Genomic DNA, 24,241 nt, shown 5'->3' with positions numbered 1-24,241 from the left:
GGCCGGGCCCGCCCGCTCCTCGCGGAGACGGGCACGGACCCGGCCGGGCCGGCGCGCGATCTAGACGGACCGACGGCGCAGGATCATCAGGACTCCGCCGGCCAGCAGCACGGCGACGCCGATCAGAATCGCGCCGAGCGGCACCTCGGCACCGGTCACCCCGAGCTCGCCGGATCCGGGGCCGCCCGCTCCGGGACCGCCCTCGCCCGGGCCACCCGGACCGCCTTCACCGGGCTCGCCGGGTCCACCGGGCTCACCAGGCCCGCCGGAGAGCGAGTCCACCCGGTAGTCGACGAGCAGCGCCGAGTGGTCGGAGTAGAACTGCCCGCCGCCGTGCGCGTCGAGACGGTCGTCGAGGATCTCCGCTACGACGACCGTGGCACCGGAGCCGCGCACGTACGCGAGGTCGATCCGATCCGGCGTGTCCATCGCGAGCCGCGGGCTCCACGTCACGCCGGGGTCCGCACAGGCGTCCGGGTTAGCCAGCCGGAAGGCGTCCGCGAAGCCGGCCGTAGCGAACTGGCGCGTGGACGCGAGGTCGTAGGAGAGGCCGAAGTGGCTGGGGCATTGCGCCCAGCGGACGTCCCAGTCCTCGCTGGAGACGGTGTTCAGGTCGCCCCCGATGATCGCCACATCGTCCTCGCCCGGGCTGTGCTCGCCCGCATAGGAGAGGAAATCGGCGATCGACGCGGTCTGGATCCGGTCGGCGTCGATGATCGCCGAGTCCGGGTGCCTCGGGGCGACGCCCGCCTGCACGTCCTTGGCGTTCTCCTCGATCAGGTCGCCGATCCACGGGTCGGTGTAGGTGCTCCAGACGTCGTAGATCGTCGCCTCCCGGTTGTTGTCCAGACGGACCCTGATCGCCCCGAGGTTGAAGTCGTCGACGCCGAGCCCGGTGGGCGCGTCGATCACCTCCACGATCGGCAGGCGGCTGAAGATCCACAGGTTGTCGTCCGCGCGCTGAGTGATCCGCGTGCCGGTGTACACCCGCCCGTCGGTGTTGTCGTTGAGCGCGGCGAGGATGGTGTCCGCTGCTCCGTACGTCTCGATCGATGCGAACACGTCCGGCGCGAGAGATGCGATGTACTCCGCCGTCTGCTGACGGTTGACGAGGTCGTCGCTCCCCTCGTCACGTCCGCCGTGGAAGATGTTCCAGGTCAGCACACGCAGATCCGCCGACTCCCCCGTCTGCGGAAGCGGCTCAGGCACCGGGGCCTTGGCGATCGAGAGCGAGACGGGACCGGCGAGGACCGTGTAGCCGTCGTCCTCGAACAGGTACACCTCGTACTCGCCGGGGAGCGCGGTGCCCTGGGCGACCCAGCCGTCCGTGGCCGTCCCGTTCCAGCGCAGCGCGCCCTCGACGTCGGGGACGTACCGGTAGGCCCGGGCGTTCGCGGAGCCGGGGACCGCCCCCTTTGCGTAGATGCCCACCCAGTTGCGCGGCTTCGCCTCGGCCACCCGGTAGTCGATCGTGAGCTCCTCGCCCTGCCGGATGCTCGTCGCGCTCAGCGCCAGGGAGGACGGCTGGGGCGACACGTCACCGGACCAGCGGAAGTCGGTCGCGAACGCGCCGTGGTCGGAGGCCCACTCGTCCATGCCCGTACCGTGGAGATAGCGCGAGTCGGCGACCGCGAGCGCGTTGCCCTTGGCGTAGATGAAGTCGATGCGGTCCTGCGGCTCCTCCGGGAAGCGGGGCGTCCATGAGGTCGCGGGATCCGCGACCGGATCGGGGTGGACCGCACGGAACGTGTCGGTGAAGCCCGCCTCCTCCAGGGCGGTGGAGACCGGCCACGGTACGACGAGCCCGCTGTGCTGCGGGGCCGTTGCCGCGGTCCAGTCCCGGTGCGAGGGGGTGTTGAGGTCGCCGGCGTAGACCACGGGGACGCCGGGGAAGCGCGTCTCCAGATCGGCCATGGTCGCGATGTTCGCGCGCGCCTGCGGGCCGCGCTGGACGTTCTCCTCGGAGACGATGTACTCGGCGCTGCGGCCCTCCTGGGCGTAGTACGGCCCGTAGCGGGTGTAGTCCAGATGGGCCGAGAGCACCCACACCGAGCGGTCTTCCCGCTCGTCCAGGATGACCCGGACTCCACCTGCGGCCGAGGAGGCGACCTCGTCGGCGAGCGGGTAACGGCTGATGATCGTGCAGTCACCGCCGTTGCTGTACCAGTGCCAGCCCAGCGCCTCGGCCAACGCCGCCGCATGGGCGCTGCTGGACTCCTGCAGCGCCACGACGTCGGCTCCCTGCTCCAGGAACGCGCGGAGCTCCTTCCTGCGCCCGTCGGCGACCTGGCCTCCCTCGTGCCAGGCGTTGTACGTGAGGACCGTGAGGTCGTCACCGAGCGCCGCGTCCTCCGCGACGATCGGCAGGGTGAGCACGATCTCGGCCGTCAGCGTCCCGAGCGTCGCCGTCACCGTCGCGGTCGCCGTCACCGGCTCGCTCGGCGTGCCGACGAGCCTCCCGTCGGCGAGCGAGAGCCATGCGGGCGCTTCAGTGAGGCTCAGCGCGGGCTTCTCCCCGCCCGTGACGGCGAAGAGTCCCTCCACCGTCACCGCGTAGGGCTCGCCGGCCTTCCCGTCGATCGCGGTGTAGGTCGGCACGAGGGCGGCGATGCTCGCCGCGGCCGGGCTCACCGTGAAGGCCTGCGGGGCCGCGAGCGGGGTGTACCCGTCATCGGCCAGGAGGTAGGCGACGTAGTCCCCGGGGGCGAAGGCGCTCGCGCCGAGGACGAAGTCCAGGGTCCCGCTCGTCGCCGGCGCATAGGCCCAGGCCCGCGATCCGGGGTCTCCGTCCGGCTGCCCGTCGGAGGCGCGATAGAGGCCGACCCAGTTCTTGGGCCCGGCCGTCGGCGTCGTGTAGGAGGCGCTCAGCGTGCCGCCCTGGACGACCTCCGTGGCCGACAGGGTGAGAGAGGCGGGCGCGTCCGCACCCGGAGCGAGGTCCGGGGCGGCGGCGACGGCGGCGGCGGACGGCACCAGGATCGTCGCGATGAAGGCGAGGGCTATCAGGATCGCGCCGAACGCGGGCGGCAGCCCGGTCCCGCGACGACCATTTCGATGAGTCGTCATGATGTGCTTTCTCGAAGGACGGCCAGAGGTCGGTCGGGGTCGTACGCATCGATTCGAGCGGGCGCACGAGAGCGAGCCGGGTCCGCTCGATGAACACCGGGTGAATCATCCCCGCCCGGGGCGGTTCCGCCTGGTCCTCTGCGCACAGTTGACCAGCCCGACGGCCCACGGCCGACGTGTACAGTCATCCGCGGAGGCCACCGTGACGAACCAGCGGAGGATCGCCGGAGACCTGTCACGGCGCATCATCGACGGTGAGTTCGCCCTCGGCGGGACGCTGCCGTCGGAGCAGGAGCTCGTCGCCCACTACGGCCATGCCAGGGGAACCGTCCGCGGCGCCCTCGCGCTGCTGTCCGCGCAGGGGATGATCGTCCCGAGACAGGGGTCGGGATGGCTGATCTCCGCGACCGTGCAGCAGCAGAGCTTCACCCGGCTGCGCTCCTTCGCCCAGTGGGCGCGCAGCAGGGGGTTGCGCCCCGACGGACGGGTGGTCGCGAGCCGGAGGGCGAAAGCCACGCCCGCGCAGGCGCGGGCGTTCCGGCTCGGCACCGCCGAGGAGGTGCTCCACATCGTCCGGGTCCGGTCCCTCGATGGCCGGGAGATCATGCTCGAGCGCACGGTGTACGCACCCTGGCTCATCGGGCCGATCGAGTCCCTCGACGCCGGCGAGCCCTCCGTGGTCCAGGCGCTCGAGGAGCGCTGGGGGATCGTGACGGCGCATGCCGAGCACGGCATCGACGCGGTGGCCGCATCGAGCGAGGACGCGAGGCTGCTCCCGATCCGGCGGACCAGTCCCCTGCTGCGCGTGCGGCGGGCGAGCTTCGCGAAGGACGGAAGGCCGATGGAGCTGGGCGATGACCGGTACCTGCCGGGGACCATCGCCTTCCAGGTCCAGTCCTCCCTCGCGAGCAGTCCGCTCTCACGAACCCTCTCCTGACCCGCCTCCCTGATCCGCCTCCCTGATCCGCCGCCCGGTCCTCCGTGCAGCGGCGGCCGGTCAGATCGGCACGCCGGCCCCCACCGTGACGGTGAGACCCGTCGGCGGTCGCGGAGCCCGGCGAGACGCGCTCCAGGAGTCCACGCCGAGATCGGGGCGCACGCGCTCGAGCGTGGTGAGGAACCGATCGACATCGTCGTCGCCCATGGCCGCGTTGAGCGTGAGCCGGATGAGCGCGCGATTGGTCGCGGTGGCGGGCGCGCAGAACACCGATCCGAAGATCCCGTTCGCCTCGAGGACGTCCCGCACGACGATGGTGTCCGCCTCCGTGCCGACCTCGAGAGCGACGATCGGCTCATCGTCGTCGTTGATCGGGTAGCCGAGCCGCCGGAGCCCCGACCGCACTCTTCTGGTGGTCCCCCTCAGCCGCGCCCGACGCCAGGACTCGTCCCGCACCACTCCGTGAGCGGCGCCGATGCCTGCGAGGTCATGGGGCAGCAGCGCCGAGCTGAAGATCGCGGGCAGCGCCTCCATGCCGAAGTACTCCCGGAACCGGGCCGTGCACGCGATGAACCCGGCACGCGCGCAGTACGCCTTGGCGAGACTCGCCGTGAGGAAGTGCACCGAGTCGGTCAGCCCGAGGGCGGCGACGAGGCCTTCGCCGTGGTCGCCGTGGACGCCGAGGGAGTGCGACTCGTCGACGACGAGGACGCAGCCGTGCCGACGTGCCAGATCAGCCGTCTCCCGGAGCGGCGAGACGCTGCCGTCCGTGCTGTAGATCGCGTCGACGACGATCACCCCGGGGCCGTTCTGCGCGAGCTGGCGTTCCAGATGGCTCAGATTGTTGTGCAGGACCGAGATCGCCGGGGCGCCGGCGCTCCGGCCCCCCTCCCTCAGCGACGCGTGCGCGAGCAGGTCGATGTAGACCGGCACGCCGGGACCGGCGATCGCCTGGAGGAGGCCGACATTGGCCGCGAAGCCGGACTGCGTCAGGATCCCTGCCTCGAAACCGACCGCATCCGCCAGCAGCGCCTCCAGCCGCCGCAACGGCTCGTCCTCGTCCTGGAGGAACTGCGCGGACATCATCATCCCCAGCCCGGACGTGCCGAGGGACGATCGTTGCGCACCGATGATCTCGGCGTGGTCGGCGATCGACAGGTAGTCATTGCTCTGCATGAGCAGATCGCCGTCGCCCGGCCGCCGGCCGCGCAGGATATGGCGACCGCCCCACCCCAAGGCGAGCCTCCGATGGAAGCCCTCGACACGCGCGCCGACGAAATCGGGGAGCTCCGCCCTCAGCGCCCTCGATGCGACGGCTGTCGCGGGCGGGGCGACCGCCATCGGTGCCACGGGGTCAACGGACGTGCTTCGGCCTGCAGGTGCCATCGGACAGCTCGATTCGATCGCTCACGACGAATCCCCCGGAGCCAATCTACGCAGAAGTCGGACCAGGGTCTGTAGACCGTTCGGAGGACAGCGGAGCCGTCGCGTCGAGACCGGCGCGGTCAGGCGATCCAGGGCCGAGTGAGCCCGAGAACCCGTTCCCCGTCGGGGTCTGCGAGCGAGACGCTGATGAACGAGGCGGCGGCCTCGGAGGTCTGCCACCGGAACCGGTGCTTCTCCGCGGTCACCGCGTCGGCGATCGCAGCGCCGGCACTCTCGGACGACTGGGCGTTCGCGAACGCCCCGCTCGTGCGGGCGATATAGGCGTCCAGCAGCGGTCCGTAAGCACCGGCGTCGGTCGGACGCTCCACGTTCGCGACGAAATCGCTGGAGACCGCGGCCGGCTCGATGACGCCGACCTGGATGCCGAAGCGCTCGGCGACGACGGCGAGCGACTGCATGAAGCCCTCGACGGCGAACTTCGCGCCGCAGTACGCGTCGGCGAAGGGCTGTCCCACGACGCCGCCCACACTCGTCACGGTGAGGATGCGCCCGGCGCCGCGCTCGCGCATGCCGGGGAGCACGGCCTTGGCGAGGTTCACCGGGGCGAGGTAGTTCACGTCCAGCTGCTCCTGGATCTGCGCCATCGAGAGCTGCTCGGCCGTCGCCACGGCACCACGACCGGCGTTGTTCACGAGGACGTCGATGCGCCCGTGATCGGCGACGACCTCGCCCACGAGCCGGTTCGCCGCCTCGTGATCGACCACGTCGAGCGCCCGGACGTCGAGCTCGACACCGGCGGCCTCGGCCGCTGCGCGCAGGGCGACGGACCTCGAGAGGTCCCGCAGGGTCGCGACGACCTCGTGCCCGCGGCGTGCGAGCTCGACGGCGGCATGCAGCCCCATTCCCGAGGAGGTTCCGGTGATCAATACGACGTCAGACATGAGCGCAACCCTACGCCCGATCCCGCATCGCCGGATCCGCACCCCCGTCACGAGCACAGACGGTCTCACAGATCCGCGTCATCGGTCGTGCGGAGCCGTGCCATCGATCGCCCGGAGCGCGAGCCTGGTCTGGGTCTGCGCGGCGCCCGCCTCCGCTTTCAGCGCCCTGAGCAGCCGGTTCAGCGCCGCGGTGTCCTTCACCCGCACGTGCAGCAGATAGTCGTAGGGGCCGGTGACGTGGACCGCGTCCCTGATCTGGGGAACGGTCGCCGACCAGGTGAGGAAGGCCTCCGAGTCGCGATCCTGCGAGAGCCGGACGTCGATGAAGGCCTCCAGGCCGTTCGGGGTTTCGGCGATATCCGCATCCAGCACCGCCTGATAGCCGAGGATCACGCCGTCATTCTCCAGTCTGCGCACGCGCGCAGCGGTGGCGGCGGTGCTCAGGCCGACCTGTCGACCGACCGCACTGAACGAAGCACGGCCGTCCGTGCGAAGAATGCCGATGATCTGTTCGTCGATGCCGTCCATACAGTGAATCCTCTCGCGGCGACGGGCCGATCGGTCACCGCCCGTCCACCCTGTCGCGACACTGTCGTCATGCATGACCTCCTCGCGCTCGGCGCCGGTCTGATCGCCGGCCTCGCACTCGTCGTCCCGCTCGGCGCGATCGGCGTGCTACTGATCCAGGAGGGCGCGTCCCGAGGCTGGACCGGGGGCGTCCCCGCAGCCGTCGCCGTGGCGAGCGTGGACATCCTCTACTGCGCCGCCGCCGTGACCACCGGCTCGGCGGTCGCCCCGGTGATCGCCCTGTGGGCGCCATGGCCTCCGCTGGTCGGCGGGATCGCGCTGATCGCCATCGCCGTCCGCAGTCTGATCCGGGGGCGGCGCCCCTCACCCGACGAGGCATCCGGCGGGGCAACCGACACCAGCGACGACACCGGCACCGGCGTTCGCGACGCGCGGTCGTGGCGACGCTTCGCGGCCTTCTTCGCCCTGACCGCTGCCAACCCGGCCACGGTCGTCTACTTCGCCGCCGTCATCACCGGGCTCTCCTCGATCGGCGCCTCCCCCGCGTCCGCCGCCCTCTTCGTCGCCGGAGTCGGGATCGCCTCCGTCGGCTGGCAGGCCGCGCTCGTCGCCGTCGGTGCCCTGCTCCTCCGGCGGACCGGCGCCGGAGGCCATCGCCTGACTGCGCTGATCGGCAACGGCCTCATCGTCGCCTTCGGCCTGCTGATGATCGCCGAGGCCGTCCTCTGATCAGTCCGCTACGGTTCATATGCTCTCGCCATCCGCGCATCATAAGGAACCCATGGACCTCTTCACCCCGTTCGCGATCGGCCCGCTCCTGCTGAGGAACCGGATCGTGATGGCGCCGATGACGCGGAGACGCGCCGACCCCGACGGGACGCCGACGCCGCTCCAGGCGGAGTACTACGCCCAGCGCGCCGACCTCGGCCTGATCGTCACGGAGGGCGCCTATCCCGTCCCCGAGTCGCGCGGCTACACCGGTCAGCCCGGCATCGTCGATGACCGTCACGCGGCCGGATGGAGCCGCGTCGCCGACGCCGTCCACGACGCGGGCGGGAAGATCGCGCTGCAGCTCATGCACGCGGGCCGCGTCAGCCATCCGGACGTCACGGGCACCGATCGCATCGTCGCGCCCAGCGCGATCCCGATCGCCGGCGACGTGCACACGCCGCACGGCGCTCTTCCCTACCCGGAACCGCACGCTCTCACGATTCCGGAGCTCGCCGACGTCGGCGCGGAGTTCGCCGCCGCCGCCCGCCGGGCGATCGACGCGGGCATGGACGCGGTGGAGCTCCATGGCGCCAACGGCTACCTCCTGCACCAGTTCCTCGCTCCGTCCTCCAACCGCCGCACCGACGGATACGGCGGAACCCCCGAGCGACGAGCACGCTTCGTGATCGAGGTCGTCGCGGCGGTGGCGGAGGCGATCGGAGCGGAACGGCTCGGAATCCGCTTCTCCCCTGGCGCGAACATCCAGGATGTCCTGGAGCCCGACCCCGCCGACCTCCGTGCGACCTACCTGGCCGTGGCCGACGGCATCGCTCCCCTCGGCCTCGGCTACCTGAGCGTCGTCCACCCCCATCCCGAGAGCACGCCGATCCAAGAGCTGCGCGCCCGCGTCGGCGCACCGCTCATCGCCAACACCGGGTTCTCGACGACCACGACCCGCGAGCGCGTCAGAGCCCTCATCGCGGACGGCGCAGCCGATGCGGTCGCTGTCGGACGCCCCGTGATCGCCAATCCCGACCTCGCCGAGCGGTGGCGGCGCGATCTCCCCGAGAATGCCCCGGATCCCCAGACCTTCTACACCGGAGGGGCCACAGGATTCGCCGACTATCCCCGATCCGCAGCGCTCCGGACGCCCGGGACAGGACAGACATGACCGGAGAGAGGCGACGTCGCAGAACCCCTCTCAGGTATGACGCGGTCGATACCTGAGAGTGATGCCTCAGCCGGGGTCGCGACCGTACCGTACCCGTGTGGACGCCATCAACGACTTCATCCTGACCGCAGCCTCCTCGCCGTGGATGCTGCTGGTGATGTTCGCCGTGGCCGCGATCGACGCCGTCTTCCCGCCCGTCCCCAGCGAGACGGTGCTCGTGGCGGGAGCGGCGGCGGCCATGGCGTCCGGGGACGTGGCGATCGTCCCCGCCCTGTGCCTCGTCGCCGCGCTCGGCGCCGCGCTCGGCGACAACCTCGCCTATGCGCTCGGGCGGAAGCTCGGATCCCGGCGGTTCGCGTGGATGGAGCGCCCCAAGGTCGCCGCCGCGTTCGCCCACGCCCGCACTGCTCTGAACCGCAACGGCGCCGCGCTCATCATCGGCGCCCGCTACATCCCGGTCGGCCGGGTCGCCGTGAACATGTCCGCCGGTGCGCTGGGCTACCCCTGGCGGCGCTTCCTCCCGGTGAGCATCGTCGCAGGCATCACCTGGGCGGCCTATGGCGCCGCGATCGGCCTGATCGCGGGCAGCTGGGTCAAGGACCAGCCCCTCGTCGCCGCCGTCCTCGGCGTCGTGATCGCGATGATCGTCGGCATCGCCGTCGACCGGCTCGCAGCCCACCGCCGTCGGCGCGCCGAGCGGAGCGCGCTCCCGGTGCTCAGCCCGCCCGCCGAGCCCGCCCTGTCCTCCACCGCCGCGGACTCGTGACCCCTCACGCCGAGACTGCATCTGCGTCCCGAGACAGCGGAAAAATCGCGCAGTTTCGGATCGCAGATGCAGTCTCACGGCCTTTGGGAGGGCCAGGGCGGTCAGGAACGAGCGCTCCTGCGACGGCCGAACAGGAGCAGCGCACCCGCGACGAGCGCCAGCACGCCGAACGGCAGCAGGGCGAGCATCGCCGAGGCGTCCGCGCCGGTGACGGCCAGGCCGCTGCCGGCGGGCTTCCCCTGCCCCGAACCCTGACCCGGCGCCGTCCCGCCGGTCCCTCCGGGGCCCGGCTCGCCACCGGGGATGCCCGGCCCGTCGATCACGGCACCGGGCACTGTTCCCGCCCGCAGCGCCGCCGGCTGCTCGCCGTCGGCGAACCACCAGGCAGGGCGGGCAGACGCCGTCGCGGAACCCGTGCTGAACGACGCGGGCGCCGTGGCGAAGCCCTCGTTGTTGAGGTTCGGCATGCCCGCGGGACGGGCGAAGTGCCGGATGACCGGCTCGCCCCCGGTGAAGACGATACGTGCCGCGGCGCCGTCGCAGCCGTTGTCGCACACGGCCCACAGCTCGCCGATCACGGTGTCGTAGTCGAGCGCCATGACGCCACCGAGCCCGGGATCGATCGCCGCGACCTGGTCGATCGACCCGTCGACGCCGAGCGCATAAGCGTAGACGAAGCCGTTGTCCTCCAGCGCGACGAAGAACAGCCCATCGCCGTGCGCGGGGTAGCCGGCGGGGTCGTAGCCCGCCCCGGTGCGCTGGTCGACGAGCCTGCCGGCGAGCGCGGCGTCCGGCACCCATTCGACCGCCTCGATGCCGGTGTTCGCCGCGACCTGGGGCAGTGATGCGGTGAGATCCCACTCCTGCTCGGCGACCACGTCCGGCCCCGGCGCCTCGGGGTCGAGCGCGAGCACCGTGTTCTGGTTCACGCCCTTGTTCGCGTTGTCCCGCTCGGAGGCGATGTAGACGCGCCCGTCCCCGCCGATGCTGATGCCCTCGGCGTCTGGACCCTTCGCGGCGGGGTCGCCCGCATCCCGTTGGAATCGGGCGCGCTTGCCCTGCTCCCACCCGTCCGCGAAGGAGACCGAGCCGTCGGCGCGGGCGTCGAGCTTCCAGAAGGTGCCCGTGCCGTTGTCGACCGCCCAGAGGAAGGTCCCGTCCGCGGTCTCCTGCACGTCGAGGCCCGAAGAGTCCTTCAGGAACATGGCCGCAGGATCGGCCACGACGACCTCGGGACTCCCCGGCCAGACGTCCTCCGGCGCCTCGCCGGGGCCGCCCGGGTTGCCGGGGTTCTCGCCGCCGCAGCTATTCGGTGCGCCCTTCGTCCCGACGGCGACGTCGGCGAACTCGCCGGTGCCGTCGCCGCAGCGCGCCCAGGTGCCCGACGCATGCGTGGCCCATGCGTATTCGTCGACCGTGAGGCCTCCCGCATCGCGGACGGTCGCCAGATCGTCGGCGCCGAGGCCGAAGCCGAAGTGCGTCGCGCCGTCGAAGACGAAGAAGCCGCCCGGCGCGAGGACGGTGCCCGCGGCGACCGGCGTCACGTCTTTCGCGTGGCCGATCGGATCGTTGTCCAGCAGCGTCCAGCCGGACAGGTCGACCGGCTCGGTGCCGGTGTTCACGATCTCGACCCAGTCCGTCGCGTCCCCGTTCGACTCGACCTCGTTGATCGCGACGGTCGGCGGCACGCAGTCGTTCGCCGCGCCCGGGGTCGTCCTCGCCAGTCCCCACGGGCCGACGGCATCGGGGCAGCGTGCATAGCTGGCCGCCGCCTCGTCGCCGTCGATGGCGGGGTGCTGGGTCCACGTGTGCTGATCGAGCAGGACCCCATCGGGATCGAGGAGGCGGATCGCGTCGGAGCCGCCGATGCCGATGGCCGCCTGGAACTCCTGCGCGGTCCCCGCCGCGTCGACGCCAACCGTCGACGCATCGACCACGATCCGCTCGCCGGCGTCGATCGACGCGCCAGCCGCGAAGAACCACCGGTGGTCGTCGGAGTTGTCCCGGATCTCGTACCCGGAGAGGTCGAACGCCTCGTCGCCGGGGTTGATCAGTTCGATCCAGTCGGCAGGACCGGAGTCGATCTCGTTGAGCAGCACGCTGCCCGGCTCCGTCGGCGTCACGATCGGATCGCAGACGTTGGCCGCGCCCAGGGTCACCGCCGTGGCGTGTGCCCACTCGCCGCCGTCGGCACAGCGGGACCAGTCCCCGAGCGGCGCGGTCGCCGCGTACGCGAAGGCGTCGACGACGCCTCCCGCGGTGTCCAGGAGCACGACCTCGTCTCCCTTGCCCAGGCCGAAGGGGAAGCCGAGCGGGGTCCCCTCCTTCTCCAGCACCAGGAACGCCCCGGATGCGAGCACCGTGCCCGAGGGGAGGACGCCTGCCTGCGCCGGATCGCGCTTGTCGTCCTGCACCGACCAGCCCGACAGGTCCACCGGCGACGAGGACGCGTTGTAGAGCTCGATCGCATCGGCGCCGCCCTGGGCATCGTCGTAGACGATCTCGTTCACGACGACGTCCGGCACGGCCGTCGCCTCCGCGGCATAGGACGGATTCGCGCCGACGACGGCCCCGGACAGGGCGACGGCGGCGACGACGATCGCGGCGACGCGACGCGTTTCGGGGACGGGCATGCGGGCGCTCCTGACGACGGGGACTCGGGTCGTCGCACACTCAATCGGGTGCCGGTGACGTCCTCGCCACCGGCACATGAACGGGAGATGTCCACGGCGCAGGGCGGATCGTCAGCGCGGGACGACCGCGCCCAGCCCGAGGAGCGCCGGGCGGGCCTCCTCGATGCGAGCGCGCAACGCCGCGATGTAGGCGAGCACGACCGGCTGCCGAAGCGCCTCGGGATGCGTGACGAGCCAGTACGGCAGTCGCACGTCGACCTCGGCCCGGAGTATCCGCCGGAGGTCGTCATGGGGGTCGGCGAGGAAGGCGGGGAGGAGCCCGATGCCCGCACCCGCGCGCGTCGCCTCGATGTGGACGTAGACGTTCGTGCTCGAGACCGCGTCGCTCATCCCCGGCACCGCCCTTCTGGCCTCGTCCAGCGCGTCGACCTGCAGCATCGACTCGATGAAGTAGATCAGCGGGCGGCCGGAGAGGTCGGCCTTCGACGCCGGCGTCCCGTGCCGCTCCAGATAGGACGCGCTCGCATAGAGGCCGAGCGCGTAGTCGGCGAGGTGGGTGGCCTCCGCCCTGTGGACGTGCGGGCGGCCCACGACCACTTCCAGATCCACCCCGATCCGCTGCTGCGCCGCCCTCCTGGTCGCCGCGATCATCTCGAGCGAGACGTTCGGATGCTCGCCCCGCAACGCGACGATCGCCGGCGAGGCGATGAACCCGCTGAACCCGTCCGTCGAGGAGAGCCGGACGACGCCGGAGAGCGTCGCCGTCCCCGGGTCGAGGGCGCGCAGGGCGTTCTCGACCCCCTCGGCGGCGACCATCGCCTGCTCCCCCAGCGCGGTGAGCATCCAGCCCGCGGTCCCCCTCACGAGGACCCGTCCGCCCAGTGCCGTCTCCAGCGACTCGATCCGGCGGGCGACCGTCGTATGGTTGACGCCGAGCACGGCCGCCGCGCCGGTGTACCGACCCGACCTCGCCACGGCGAGGAAGGTCAGCAGGTCATCGGGGCTGGGGGGCGTCCTCACCGGCATGCTCACCCTTCGAATGCTCGCACGGCGGGCCGGTCCCGTCCACGCTCATCGGCCTCGACGACGCTCAGGAGGACTCCCGTGCGTCGTCGGCCGCGCCGAGCAGCAGGCGGAGTGCCCCGAGGAACTCGTCCGGGCGTTCCAGGTGCGGACTGTGCCCGCACCCCGGGAGCGCGACCTCGGTGACGCTCCCCCCGCGCGTGGCGTACTCGTCGAGGATCGCGCGCGTCTGAGCGAGCATGGGCTGCGGCGGCGCCTCGTCCTCGCCCGGCCACCCCTCGATGATCCCCGCCTTGCCGAGCTGGTTCAGATCGAAGAAGGACGCATCGTTGACGATGGCGTCCGCGGTCCCGCGGATCCACAGCACGGGCGGCTTCGGCTCCACGGCCACGATCGCGGTCGTGTCGAAGTGGGTCGGCGCCATCGTGTTCAGCACTCCACGGCTTCCGGCGGCGAACCCCGGCCAGTTCTCGGAGGGAACGCTGTCGCCGGGGTAGTTGTCCACACCGGTGACGGTCGTGAGCATGGCCTCGAGCCAGATCGGCTCGTCTCCGCTCTCGTACCCGGGGGCCACGTAGCTCGAGCGGAAGACGGCGAGCGGGGACGTCGCGGCGTCCTCCGTCCGATCCCCCGCCGCCAGCCGGGCGACGAAGTCGGGGTTGGCGCCGCCTCCCCCTGTCCCGGCGCCGTCCGCGGTGCACGGCTCCCCGCGCGTCGCGGTGCCCCCGAAGCCGTACGGCGAGACCGTCGACTCCAGCGTCAGGGAGCGCACGAGCTCCGGGCGGTCGATGAGGAGCTGCATCGCGACGCCGCCTCCCATGCTCCAACCGACGACGTGCACGGGGCCGAGGCCGAGGCCGTCGATGACCGACGCGACGTCGTCGGAGAAGTCCCGCACGCCGCGCCGGGCGTCCACCGGAAGTGGCTCGCTGGCCCCGAAGCCGCGGAGGTCCACGGCGAAGGCGTCGACATCCACGGGGAGGGCCAGCATGACGGGCTGCCAGAACGCGGCGGAGGACACGTTGCCGTGGATGAAGAGGATCCGATGCACCGGGTCCTCGGCGGGACGCCTGAGCACCCCGGCGGCGAGCCGGGGCGTCCGCACGATCTGCTCCACGATTCCGGGGAGCGTCAGCTCGACCATGGTGTCTTCCTCTCGGTTGCCGTCCGGCGAGCGATCATGACGTCGCCGTCCAGCGCTCGAGTACTGCCTCCGCCGTCGCCCGTGCGCCGTCCGGCGTCATGAGGATCGTGTAGTGGTTCGTGTCGGGGATCTCCCGGACGTCCAGCTGCGGAACGCGCGCGGCCCAGCCGCCGGCCTGCGACGCGGTGTAGAGCGGCTCTCCGTCGAGCAGTCCCCGAGGGGCGCGCAGAAGGAGGACGGTGCCCGGAAGCCCGGCCAGCGCCTCCTCGTAGCGGTCGCTGCCGTCGAGTCCCCTGGCGTCCTCCGCGACCGCGGCGGCGCGGGCGGAGCTGCGCAGGACCGGGGCCGCGCCGTCGAGGTCGTAGCGCGCGTAGTCCGCGATCGACTCGTTCCAGTACGGTCCCAGCGCGGGATGGCCCCGCCAGAAGTCCACGTACTCCTCGGCCGTGCCGAAGGTCATCGCCAGCCGCTCCAGCGCCGGTCCCAGAAGGTGCGCGGGCACCTCCTCCGGCGCGATCGTGTCGGGAAGGGCGATCGGAAGACCGCCGTCGACCAGCACGAGACCGGCGACGCGGTCGGGGTGGCGCTCCGCGAACCGGACCGAGACGAACGCGCCCATCGAATGGCCGACGACGAGCGCCCGATCGATCCCCCGCGCGTCCAGGAGCGCGGCGAGGTCGTCCGCGTGCGCAGCGAACCCGAAGGGGGCGGGCAGCGCGTTGCTCCGCCCCCGTCCCCGCAGATCGGGCGCGATCACCCGGTGCGCGGGCAGCCTCCCGGCGACGAGGTCCCAGACCCGGTGCGTCGCCGTGATGCCGTGGACCGCGAGGATCGGCAGGCCGGGGGCGTCGCCGTTCCACTCGCCGCCGCCGAGCTCGCCCCCGCGAACGCGCACGCGCAGATCGGTTCGGCTCATCGCGCGCTCCATCCGCCGTCCATGGTGTAGCTGGCCCCGGTGACCATACCCGCATCCGGGCCCGCGAGCCACAGGGCGAGCGAGGCGACCTCGGACGGCTCCACGAGGCGCTTGATCGCAGACTCGGTCAGCATCACCTGCGGGAGCACGTCCTGTTCCGCGATTCCGTGCGCCTTGGCCTGATCGGCGATCTGCCTCTCGACCAGGGGTGTGCGCACGTAGCCGGGGTTGATGCAGTTCGAGGTGACTCCGTGCGCGCCGCCTTCGAGGGCGGTCACCTTGGAGAGCCCCTCCAGACCGTGCTTGGCGGCGACGTAGGCGGACTTGTAGGGCGAGGCGCGCAGCCCGTGCACGCTGGAGAGATTGATGATCCGCCCGAAGCCGCGCGCGTACATCCCCGGGAGCGCGGCCCGGATCAGGAGGAAGGGCGACTCCAGCATGAGGCGCAGGATGACGGCGAAGCGCTCCGGCTCGAAGTCCTCGATCGGACGCACGTGCTGGACGCCCGCGTTGTTCACCAGGATGTCGGCCTCGAGGGAGAGATCGGCCAGCGCCGCCGTCTCGCTGAGGTCGACCTCCCACGCCGTCCCCCCGATCGCTGCGGCGACCGCCGCTGCCCGGACGCCGTCCCGGTCCGCGACGACGACATGCGCGCCGGCGGCGGCGAACACTCTGGCGCACGCCTCGCCGATGCCGCTGGCGCCGCCGGTGACGACGGCTCGTCGTCCGCTGAGGTCGATCATGCTGTCTCCGATCCGGCCGAGCGACGACGCTGACCGTCGTCGCGTCCACGGCGTCGTTCCCGGACGCGATGCACGGTCCCCGCGATCCCGCCGGGGAGGAACAGCACGACGAGGATGAACAGGGTGCCGAGGATGAACAGGGGCTCCGAGAGCGGGATCCGCAGCACGGCGGGGAGCCCCGCGACGAGCTCGGAGCCCGCCAGCGCCGTGAGCCGCTGATCCAGGACGGCGTAGACGATGCCGCCGATGACGGCGCCCCATCGGAAGCCGACCCCGCCGAGGACGACGATGACCAGCAGGGTGAGGGTGAAGTCGGCGGTGGCGATGCGTGGCGAGACGCCGGACTGCAGCAGCAGGTACACCATGCCGACGACCACCGCCAGCACCGAGGCGACCACGAAGATGAGCAGCTTCACCCCGAACGGGCGGATGCCGAGCACGCGGACGCGCAGCTCGTTCTCGCGGACAGCCTCGGCGACGCGACCGGCCCGGCTCCGCTCGACCCAGAACACGGCCAGGTAGACGAGCACGAGCACGGCGAGGGCGAGCCAGTACAGGTTCCGCGTGTTGACCACCCCGACCAGGAAGTCCGGCACGTGGGCGATGTCGAGGGACAGCCCCTCGTCGCCGCCCGTGGCGCGTTCGGGATTGCGGCGGATCAGGACGGATCCCGCCTGGGCGAAGGCGAGGGTGACCATCGCGAACGAGATCCCGCTCACCCGCAGGGCGAGTGCTCCGACGGTGGCGGCGAGCACCGTCCCGAGCACGAAGGTCACGGCGAGGGACACCAGGAAGATGACCGTGCTCGGCCACTCGACCGGGGCGAACGCGTCCAGGACGATCCCGAGCCCGTAGGCGCCGGCGGCGAAGAACAGCGCGTGCCCGAACGAGAGGAGGCCGGCGAGCCCGAACATCATCCGATAGGTGAGGGCGAGCGCGGCGATCAGCATCGCGTAGGCGAGCAGCTGCAGCGTGCCTGGCGTGTAGGTCGGACCCGGCAGGATGCCGGGGACGTCCAGCGCGAGCAGCGGCAGGATCGCCAGCAGCACGATCAGCCCGAGCCCGGCCGCGACGGCAAGGACTCCGCGCCGACGAGCCGTGGCGATCGGCGGCTGGGCGTTCTCCGTCGTGCGGGTGGTGGTCTCCTCGGGAACCGTCGCCTCGATGCTCATGCTGCCTTCCCCATCAGTCCACGCGGTCGCACGAGCAGGACGCCGGCGAGCGCGATCACGACCACGAGGTCGCCCGTCCCGCCCAGGTAGAAGTTCGCGAACTGCTGGAGGAGCGCGACCAGCACCGAGGCGAGCGCCGCCCCCGCGAGGGAGCCGAGGCCGCCGATCACCGTCACGATGAAGGCGAAGATGAGCAGCACCGAGCCGAGATGCGCGGAGACGTATCCGTAGTAGATCGATGCCAGGACGCCGCCGAGGCCGGCCGCGGCACCGCCGATGGCGAAGACGAGCGTGAAGGATCGCCGCACGTCGATCCCGAGCGCGGTGACCATGGCGCGGTTCTCGACACCGGCGCGGATGATCAGCCCGTATCGCGTCCTCCGGAGGAAGAGCACGATCCCGAGGAGGACGAGCACGGCGCATCCGATCAGCAGGAACCGGTCGTTCGGGATCTTCGCACCGAGGATCGTCGTGGTCTCGGTGAGCCACGCCGGCTTGGCGATGTAGATCGGATCGGTGCCCCAGATGCCCTCGAAGAGGGCGACGGCCGCGAGCGAGAGGCCGACCGTGACCAGCGCCTGCTCGATGTGCCGCTCGTAGAGCCGGCGGATCAGGAGGTACTCGGTTGCGGCGGCGACCGCGGCGCCGACGATCACGCCGACCAGCGCGGAGAGCCCCAGCCCCAGCCAGGTGCCGTCGGCGAGCCGTCGTCCTGCCTCCCAGCCGAGGAAGGCGGCGATGGTGAGGAAGGCGCCGTGGGCGAAGTTCAGCACGCCCATGAGCCCGTAGATGAGCGAGAGGCCGCTGGCGACGAGGAAGTAGAGGGCCCCCAGACCGAGTCCGGTGATGAGGAGGAGCAGAACGGTGCTCATCGGCGTGCCCCTTCCGATGCGGGGAGGTCGTGTGCGGCGTCGTGGACCCCCAGGTGTCGATGCACGAGCTCCTCGTCGTCGAGGAACTCGGCGGCGAGACCCGTGTGGACGACCCGCCCGGCGGAGAGCACGACGACGCGATGAGCGAGCGCGCGGATCACGTGGAGGTTCTGCTCGACGAGGAGGACCGGCACCTCGGCGGCGGCGACGCGCAGCGCCTCGATGACCTCGGTGACGATCTTCGGCGCAAGCCCCTTGGTGGGCTCGTCGATCAGGAGCAGCCGGTTGTCGTTCAGCAGCGCCCTCGCCAGCGACACCATCTGCTGCTGGCCGCCCGAGAGGGTGCCCGCCCGCTGCGCCCGACGCTGCACGAGGTCGGGGAAGAGCCGATCCACCAGCGCACGGCGGGGGCTCGCCCCGCGTTCGGCGAGGCGGAGGTTCTCCTCGACGGTGAGGCCGCCGAACACGTCCCGGTCCTCGGGGACGTAGCCGACGCCGAGCTGCACGATGCGATGCGTCGGCAGCCGACCGATGCCGGTCCCGCCCAGGCGGACGTCGCCGGAGCGGTCGATGAGGCCGAGGATCGCGCGGAGGGTGGAGGTCTTCCCCACCCCGTTGCGGCCGAGGAGCGCCGTCACGCCGGAGGACGGGACCTGGAGGGACACGTCCTCGATCACCTGCTGGCCGCCGATGCGGGCCGACAGGCCGTCGACGACGAGGATGGGCTCGCTCATGCCGCCTCCCCGAGATAGGCCGACTGGACGACGGGGTTCTTCATGACGTCCTCGGGGGTGCCGATGGCCAGGAGCTCCCCGTGGTGCATCACGGCGACCCTGTCGACCAGCCCGAGCACCACCTCCATGTGGTGCTCGACCATGACGACCGTGCGTCCCCCTCGATGCAGCTGACGGATCACGTCCGTGAGCGCGGCGACGTCGCCGGAGGCGACGCCGGCCATCGGCTCGTCGAGGAGCACGACCTTCGGGTCCGTGGTGAGGAGCATCGCGATCTCCAGCTTGCGCTTCTCGCCGTGCGCGAGGTTCGCGGCCACGGCGTCGACGCGATCGTCGAGGCCGACCTCGGCGAGGGCAGCCCTGGCGGCGTCCGACGCCTCGTCGGATGCCCGCGGCACGCGCAGCGGACTGGTCGCGCGACCGAGACGGACCTGGGCCGCCAGCCGGACGTTCTCCAGCACGGTGAGGGCAGGGAACAGGCTGGAGGTCTGGAAGGTGCGACCGAGCCCGGCGGTCGCCCTCCGGTGGATCGCGAGCCCTGTCACGTCGTGCCCGGCGAGGGAGACCGTTCCCTCCGTGGGCATGACGACTCCGGAGATGACGTTGAACAGCGTGGTCTTCCCGGCGCCGTTGGGACCGATCACCCCGACCATCTCGCCCTGCCGGATGTCGACGGTGACGTCGTTGAGGATCCGGGCGCCTCCGATGCGGAGGCCGATGCCGTCCAGACGGAGCGCGGGTTCGGCGGACATCGACATCACTTGCCCGCGACCGGCGGCGCCACGGTCTCGGCGTCGATGGTGTCGACCAGCTCGGGGACCCAGGCCGCGCCGTCCTGGACGAGCTTGGCCTGGTACATCGGCTGGATCAGCGCGTGATCCTCGGCCCGGACCGTGAGGCCGCCCTTGACCGAGTCGAAGGTCCAGCCCTCCAGGGAGCTCACCATGCCGTCGACGGTGCCGCCGCCCTCCTTGATGGCGTGGACGATCATCTGCGCCGCGACGAACCCGTCCGGCGAGAACAGGTCGGCGGTCTTCCCCTCCTTCTTCAGGTACGCGATCATCGCCTTCTCCGCCTCCGTGCCGGCGGCGCCGGCGAAGTAGTGGTTGAGGAAGGAGATGTTCGCCGAGGCCTCCCCATAGGCGCCGTAGGTGGCCGCATCCCCCAGCCCGGTGACGACCGGCGCCTTGTCGAAGACGCCCTGCTGCGACAACGCGGTCCACATCGCGCCCGACGACGCACCCGCCCAGGCGACGAAGACCAGATCGGGCGACGCGCCCAGCAGCTGCTGGGCGAAGGGGGTGAACTCGGTGGCGTCCTCGGCCACCATCACGCCCTCGACGACGGCGCCCTTGCCGCCGAGAACGGCCTTCACGCCGGCGAGGTTGCCCTGGCCGAAGGCGTTGTCCTGGGCGAACACGACGACCTTCTTCCCCTTCGGGTCACCGATGAAGGTTCCCGCCGAGGCGACGTCCTGGAAGGTCTGGCGCCCGGAGCGGAACGTGTACCCGTTGACCCCGGTGATCGCGTCGGCGGCGGCGGGACCGGAGATGTAGAGGATCTTGTTCTGCGCGGCCTGCTCGGACAGCGCCGTCGCGATGCCGGAGGACGCGGTGCCGGCGAGGATCTGATATCCCTGCCCGATGAAGTCCTTGCCCTTCGACACGGCGGTGTCGGGGTTGCCCTGATCGTCCGCCCACTCGATGGCGATCTCCCGGCCGTCGACCGCGCCGGTCCCGTCCGTCGCATAGTCCAGCCCCGCCTCGAAGCCTGCCGTGTACGCGGCTCCGTACGCGGCGAGCGGGCCGGTCTGGCTCGTGAGCATCGCCACCTTCACCGGCGCTCCACCCTCGGACCCTCCGGTGGCGCCGGGTTCCCCTCCCACCGTCGGTGCGCATCCGGCCAGGACGATGGCGGCGGCGGCGATGGCCGCAGTGACGAGGTACCTCTTCGTAGCCCGCATGAATCTGCCTCTCAACGATGAACGGCGTACGGAACGAGAGCTCCGTCGGTCTCCCCAGTATCAATGCATGCTCGTCAGCATTCGATGGCCAAGTTCGCAGGCTGAATGTGCATGAACGCACATGACCTTCGCGGGAACTTGCTTTAGGTGCACCGAAACTTCTAGATTTTTAGGCATGCCTAAAAATTTGCTGCTCCCCCTCTCCCTCTCGATAGCCGCGGCCTCCGCGGTCGCGCTGGCCGGATGCGCGTCGCCGTCGGCCGACGACTCCCTGGACGCTCGTCCGGTCGTGCTGACGACGTTCACGGTGCTGGCCGACATCGCGGAGAACGTGGCCGGGGAGCACCTGCGAGTGGAGTCGATCACGAAGGTCGGCGCGGAGATCCACGGCTACGAGCCGTCGCCGGGCGACGTGCGCAAGGCGACGGATGCCGCCCTAATCCTCGACAACGGCCTGAATCTGGAGGTGTGGTTCCAGCAGTTCGTGGACAGCGTGGACGTGCCGCATGCCGTCGTCTCCGACGGGGTCGAGGTCATCGACATCACCGAGGACGCCTATGCCGGCAAGCCGAACCCGCACGCGTGGATGAGCCCGTTGAACGTCCAGCAGTACGTCGACAACATGGTGCAGGCGTTCTCCGAGCTGGACCCCGGGCACGCGGCCGCCTTCGCAGAGAACGGCGCGGCCTACAAGGCGGAGGTCCAGGCTGTGCAGGACGAGCTCGTCTCGGAGCTGTCCGCGCTGCCGGAGAGTCAGCGGGCGCTGGTGAGCTGCGAGGGCGCGTTCTCCTACCTGGCCCGCGATGCCGGCCTGACCGAGCACTACATCTGGCCGGTCAACGCCGAGCAGCAGGCCACCCCGCAGCAGATCGCCTCGACGATCGAGTTCGTCGAGGCGAACGACGTGCCGGCGGTGTTCTGCGAGTCCACGGTCTCCGACAAGCCGATGCAGCAGGTCGTCGAGGCCACGGACGCGGTGTTCGGCGGCGTGCTGTACGTCGACTCCCTCTCCGAGGCGGACGGTCCGGTGCCGACGTACCTGGACCTGATCCGCTACGACGCGAAGACGATCATCGACGCCCTCACCGGACGGTCCTCATGACCGCCGCGATCGAGGTCGAGGATGTCACGGTGCGCTACGGGGACACTCTCGCGCTGAACCGCGTGTCCCTGCGGATCGAACGGGGCCGGGTGTGCGCGCTGATCGGGATGAACGGCTCCGGCAAGTCGACGCTCTTCAAATCGATCATGGGAATGATCCGACCCGATCGCGGGCGGGTCCTCGTCGACGGGGTGCAACCGGCCGTCGCCCGCAGACGTGGCCGGCTGGGCTACGTGCCGCAGAGCGAGGAGGTCGACTGGACCTTCCCGGTATCCGTCCACGACGTGGTGATGATGGGGCGCTACGGCCATCAGGGGCTCACCCGGCGGCCGCGCCCGGTGGACCGCGCGGCGGTGGCGACCGCGTTGGAGCGGGTGGAGCTGCTCGACCACGCGGACCGGCAGATCGGACAGCTCTCCGGCGGGCAGAGGAAGCGCGCGTTCGTGGCGCGCGGCATCGCGCAGGGCGCGGAGATCCTGCTGCTGGACGAGCCGTTCGCCGGCGTCGACAAGCGCTCCGAGGCCACCATCGTGCGACTGTTGCGGGAGCTCGCCGCCACCGGCCGCACGGTGCTGGTCTCCACCCACGATCTGCACGCATTGCCCGGCCTCGCCGACGAGGCCGTGCTCCTCATGCGTCGCGTGCTGCTGCACGCGGGCGTGGACGAGGTGATGCGCCCCGAGAACCTGGCGATGGCGTTCGGAGTGGACGTTCTCGGACGGGACGAGGACGCCTCATGAGCCCGATCGACTTCCTGCTCGAGCCGCTGGGCTACGACTTCATGGTCCGTGCGCTCGTCACCACGGTGCTCGCCGCGATCGTGTGCGCGGTGCTGTCGTGCTGGCTGGTGCTGGTCGGATGGTCGCTGATGGGCGACGCGGTCTCCCACGCCGTGCTTCCGGGCGTCGTCATCGCGTACATCGTCGGTGCCCCCTTCGCCCTCGGCGCGCTCGTGTTCGGATTCCTCGCCGTCGTCCTCATCGGTGCGATCCGCGGCACCAGCCGGGTGAAGGAGGACGCCGCGATCGGGATCGTGTTCACCACCCTGTTCGCCCTCGGGCTGGTCCTGATCTCGATCACGCCCTCGCAGACCGATCTGAACCACATCGTCTTCGGCAACATCCTCGGCGTCTCGACCGGCGACCTGATCCAGATCGCCGTGCTCGGCGCCGTCGCGTTCGTCGTCCTCGTCGTCAAGCGCCGCGATCTGACGCTCTACGCCTTCGACCCCGTTCACGCCCACGCCATCGGTGTGAGCCCGAGGATGCTCGGAGCGCTGCTCCTGGGCGTGCTCGCCCTCACCGCCGTCGTCGCCCTCCAGGTCGTCGGCGTGATCCTGGTGGTCGCGATGCTCATCATTCCCGGTGCGACCGCCTACCTGCTCACCGACCGCTTCGGACGGATGCTCGTCATCGCCCCCGCGATCTCGGCGCTCTGCTCGATCGTCGGCATCTACTTGAGCTACTGGCTCGACACGGCGTCCGGCGGCATGGTCGTGCTCGCCCAGGGCGCGTTCTTCGCACTGGTCTACCTGTTCAGCCCTCACCACGGGCTGGTGCGCCGACGGATCAATCGGAACCGACGGCGGCGTGTCGCCGTAGGATCGACCGGTGTCGCCGGAGCGTGAGCCCGTGTCCCCGTATCCCGGGTGCCGCACCGGAAGGAGACCAGATGCCCGTGCCTTCCTCGAAGACCGAGCTTCTCGGAACCATCGACCGCTCGTTCGGACAGCTGAGCGCCGATCTGGATCGAGTCCCTCTCGACGCGGTCCGCGAACCGGTGCTGGACGGCCACGCCGCCGGAACGCGGATGAGCCCGGCCGATCTGGTGGCCTACCTCGTGGGCTGGAACGAGCAGGTCCTCACCTGGCATCGCCGCCGCGCGGCCGGACTCCCCGACGAGTTCCCCGCACAAGGGGTCTCCTGGAACGAGCTGGGCTCCCTCGCGCATCGTTACTATGCCGAGCACGAGGACGACACGTGGCCTCAGCTCCGCACTCGGCTGACCGACGCAAACGCCCGGATCGTCGCCCTCATCGAGGAGCGCACGGACCAGGAGCTCTACGGCGCGCCCTGGTACGGCAGATGGACCATGGGACGGATGATCTCGCTCAACACCTCGTCGCCCTACACCAACGCGCGACGACGTCTCCGGACCTGGCTGCGCACCCGATGACCGAGAGCCGGATCGACAAGCAGGTCACCGAGTCGGGGGCTGAGGCTTCCCCGGCGCAGGCGCCTGCGCACCGCGGACGAGCTTCTCGGCCTCGCGCCGCTTCAGCCGTCGGTCGACGACCAGGCCCATGAGGATCCATCCTCCGAGCGCCGTGATGATCCACACGATGAGAGGGGCGAGGATCCACGACTCGGCTCCGCCGATCCGGAGGCCGCCGGGGAACAGCGTCGCCACTGCGCGAGCAGCTGGAACAGGAAG

23 protein-coding genes are annotated in these 24,241 nt (G+C 71.1%); 8 read left to right on the top strand and 15 right to left on the bottom strand.

Annotation, left to right across the window (positions count from 1 at the left end; all coding sequences use genetic code 11):
- Positions 1–60 precede the first annotated feature (60 nt).
- Complete coding sequence (locus J2Y69_RS02495; protein WP_310017198.1) at positions 61–3,066, bottom strand: endonuclease/exonuclease/phosphatase family protein; 3,006 nt, start codon at positions 3,064–3,066, stop codon at positions 61–63.
- A 202-nt stretch (positions 3,067–3,268) separates the two neighbouring features.
- Here J2Y69_RS02495 and J2Y69_RS02490 point away from each other — a divergent pair, with 202 nt between their 5' ends.
- Positions 3,269–4,003 (top strand): GntR family transcriptional regulator, encoded by a 735-nt coding sequence (locus J2Y69_RS02490; RefSeq protein WP_310017196.1) that lies wholly within the window; start codon positions 3,269–3,271, stop codon positions 4,001–4,003.
- A 60-nt stretch (positions 4,004–4,063) separates the two neighbouring features.
- Here J2Y69_RS02490 and cqsA read toward each other — a convergent pair whose 3' ends face one another.
- From cqsA to J2Y69_RS02475, 3 genes are all read right to left on the bottom strand, one after another.
- The gene (gene cqsA / locus J2Y69_RS02485) at positions 4,064–5,344 is read right to left on the bottom strand and encodes an alpha-hydroxyketone-type quorum-sensing autoinducer synthase (RefSeq protein WP_310017760.1); all 1,281 of its coding nucleotides are present in this window, start codon (positions 5,342–5,344) and stop codon (positions 4,064–4,066) included.
- A gap of 164 nt (positions 5,345–5,508) precedes the next feature.
- A complete protein-coding gene (locus J2Y69_RS02480) occupies positions 5,509–6,330 on the bottom strand; it encodes an SDR family NAD(P)-dependent oxidoreductase (protein ID WP_310017192.1) in 822 nt (273 codons plus the stop codon).
- A 78-nt stretch (positions 6,331–6,408) separates the two neighbouring features.
- Complete coding sequence (locus J2Y69_RS02475; RefSeq protein ID WP_310017190.1) at positions 6,409–6,858, bottom strand: Lrp/AsnC family transcriptional regulator; 450 nt, start codon at positions 6,856–6,858, stop codon at positions 6,409–6,411.
- Positions 6,859–6,927: 69 nt separating this feature from the next.
- On the opposite strand from J2Y69_RS02475, the gene J2Y69_RS02470 reads away from it, so the two are divergent.
- From J2Y69_RS02470 to J2Y69_RS02460, 3 genes are all read left to right on the top strand, one after another.
- Positions 6,928–7,587, top strand: coding sequence for a LysE family transporter (locus J2Y69_RS02470; RefSeq protein ID WP_310017188.1), 660 nt, complete (start codon positions 6,928–6,930; stop codon positions 7,585–7,587).
- A 52-nt stretch (positions 7,588–7,639) separates the two neighbouring features.
- Positions 7,640–8,740, top strand: a complete 1,101-nt coding sequence (locus J2Y69_RS02465; RefSeq protein WP_310017186.1) for an alkene reductase — start codon at positions 7,640–7,642, stop codon at positions 8,738–8,740.
- Positions 8,741–8,837: 97 nt separating this feature from the next.
- Positions 8,838–9,506 (top strand): DedA family protein, encoded by a 669-nt coding sequence (locus tag J2Y69_RS02460; RefSeq protein ID WP_310017184.1) that lies wholly within the window; start codon positions 8,838–8,840, stop codon positions 9,504–9,506.
- A 101-nt stretch (positions 9,507–9,607) separates the two neighbouring features.
- Here J2Y69_RS02460 and J2Y69_RS02455 read toward each other — a convergent pair whose 3' ends face one another.
- From J2Y69_RS02455 to J2Y69_RS02410, 10 genes are all read right to left on the bottom strand, one after another.
- On the bottom strand, positions 9,608–12,139 hold the full coding sequence (locus J2Y69_RS02455) for a lamin tail domain-containing protein (RefSeq protein ID WP_310017182.1): 2,532 nt from the start codon (positions 12,137–12,139) through the stop codon (positions 9,608–9,610).
- 111 nt (positions 12,140–12,250) lie between these two features.
- The gene (locus tag J2Y69_RS02450; RefSeq protein WP_310017757.1) at positions 12,251–13,165 is read right to left on the bottom strand and encodes a LysR family transcriptional regulator; all 915 of its coding nucleotides are present in this window, start codon (positions 13,163–13,165) and stop codon (positions 12,251–12,253) included.
- Positions 13,166–13,229: 64 nt separating this feature from the next.
- Positions 13,230–14,306: an alpha/beta hydrolase gene (locus tag J2Y69_RS02445; protein WP_310017180.1), complete on the bottom strand. Its 1,077-nt coding sequence runs from the start codon at positions 14,304–14,306 to the stop codon at positions 13,230–13,232.
- A gap of 34 nt (positions 14,307–14,340) precedes the next feature.
- Positions 14,341–15,222, bottom strand: coding sequence for an alpha/beta hydrolase (locus J2Y69_RS02440; protein WP_310017178.1), 882 nt, complete (start codon positions 15,220–15,222; stop codon positions 14,341–14,343).
- Entirely contained in the window at positions 15,219–15,965 is a 747-nt protein-coding gene (locus tag J2Y69_RS02435; RefSeq protein ID WP_310017176.1) for a 3-hydroxybutyrate dehydrogenase, read from the bottom strand. The genes J2Y69_RS02440 and J2Y69_RS02435 overlap by 4 nt, the downstream gene beginning before the upstream one ends.
- Positions 15,962–17,137 carry a branched-chain amino acid ABC transporter permease gene (locus J2Y69_RS02430; RefSeq protein WP_310017174.1) on the bottom strand — a complete coding sequence of 392 codons (1,176 nt, stop codon included), beginning with the start codon at positions 17,135–17,137 and terminating at the stop codon, positions 15,962–15,964. The genes J2Y69_RS02435 and J2Y69_RS02430 overlap by 4 nt, the downstream gene beginning before the upstream one ends.
- Positions 17,134–18,009 (bottom strand): branched-chain amino acid ABC transporter permease, encoded by an 876-nt coding sequence (locus tag J2Y69_RS02425; protein ID WP_310017171.1) that lies wholly within the window; start codon positions 18,007–18,009, stop codon positions 17,134–17,136. The genes J2Y69_RS02430 and J2Y69_RS02425 overlap by 4 nt, the downstream gene beginning before the upstream one ends.
- The gene (locus J2Y69_RS02420) at positions 18,006–18,743 is read right to left on the bottom strand and encodes an ABC transporter ATP-binding protein (RefSeq protein WP_310017169.1); all 738 of its coding nucleotides are present in this window, start codon (positions 18,741–18,743) and stop codon (positions 18,006–18,008) included. The genes J2Y69_RS02425 and J2Y69_RS02420 overlap by 4 nt, the downstream gene beginning before the upstream one ends.
- Complete coding sequence (locus J2Y69_RS02415) at positions 18,740–19,495, bottom strand: ABC transporter ATP-binding protein (protein WP_310017167.1); 756 nt, start codon at positions 19,493–19,495, stop codon at positions 18,740–18,742. Before J2Y69_RS02415 ends, J2Y69_RS02420 begins: the two co-directional genes overlap by 4 nt.
- Before the next feature lie 5 nt (positions 19,496–19,500).
- A complete protein-coding gene (locus J2Y69_RS02410; protein WP_310017164.1) occupies positions 19,501–20,706 on the bottom strand; it encodes a substrate-binding domain-containing protein in 1,206 nt (401 codons plus the stop codon).
- 175 nt (positions 20,707–20,881) lie between these two features.
- Here J2Y69_RS02410 and J2Y69_RS02405 point away from each other — a divergent pair, with 175 nt between their 5' ends.
- From J2Y69_RS02405 to J2Y69_RS02390, 4 genes are read left to right on the top strand one after another with little or no spacing between them, the layout of a single operon-like run.
- Positions 20,882–21,808, top strand: coding sequence for a metal ABC transporter substrate-binding protein (locus J2Y69_RS02405; protein ID WP_310017162.1), 927 nt, complete (start codon positions 20,882–20,884; stop codon positions 21,806–21,808).
- On the top strand, positions 21,805–22,548 hold the full coding sequence (locus J2Y69_RS02400) for a metal ABC transporter ATP-binding protein (RefSeq protein ID WP_310017160.1): 744 nt from the start codon (positions 21,805–21,807) through the stop codon (positions 22,546–22,548). Before J2Y69_RS02405 ends, J2Y69_RS02400 begins: the two co-directional genes overlap by 4 nt.
- A complete protein-coding gene (locus J2Y69_RS02395; RefSeq protein WP_310017158.1) occupies positions 22,545–23,435 on the top strand; it encodes a metal ABC transporter permease in 891 nt (296 codons plus the stop codon). Before J2Y69_RS02400 ends, J2Y69_RS02395 begins: the two co-directional genes overlap by 4 nt.
- 44 nt (positions 23,436–23,479) lie before the next feature.
- The gene (locus J2Y69_RS02390; protein WP_310017156.1) at positions 23,480–23,983 is read left to right on the top strand and encodes a ClbS/DfsB family four-helix bundle protein; all 504 of its coding nucleotides are present in this window, start codon (positions 23,480–23,482) and stop codon (positions 23,981–23,983) included.
- A 24-nt stretch (positions 23,984–24,007) separates the two neighbouring features.
- Here the strand turns inward: J2Y69_RS02390 and J2Y69_RS02385 are convergent, their stop codons facing one another.
- The gene (locus tag J2Y69_RS02385) at positions 24,008–24,217 is read right to left on the bottom strand and encodes a hypothetical protein (protein WP_310017154.1); all 210 of its coding nucleotides are present in this window, start codon (positions 24,215–24,217) and stop codon (positions 24,008–24,010) included.
- Positions 24,218–24,241: the final 24 nt, after the last annotated feature.

Source organism: Microbacterium resistens (assembly GCF_031456305.1).
Lineage (GTDB): Bacteria > Actinomycetota > Actinomycetes > Actinomycetales > Microbacteriaceae > Microbacterium > Microbacterium resistens_A.
This window is presented reverse-complemented; position numbering and strand designations above follow the sequence as displayed.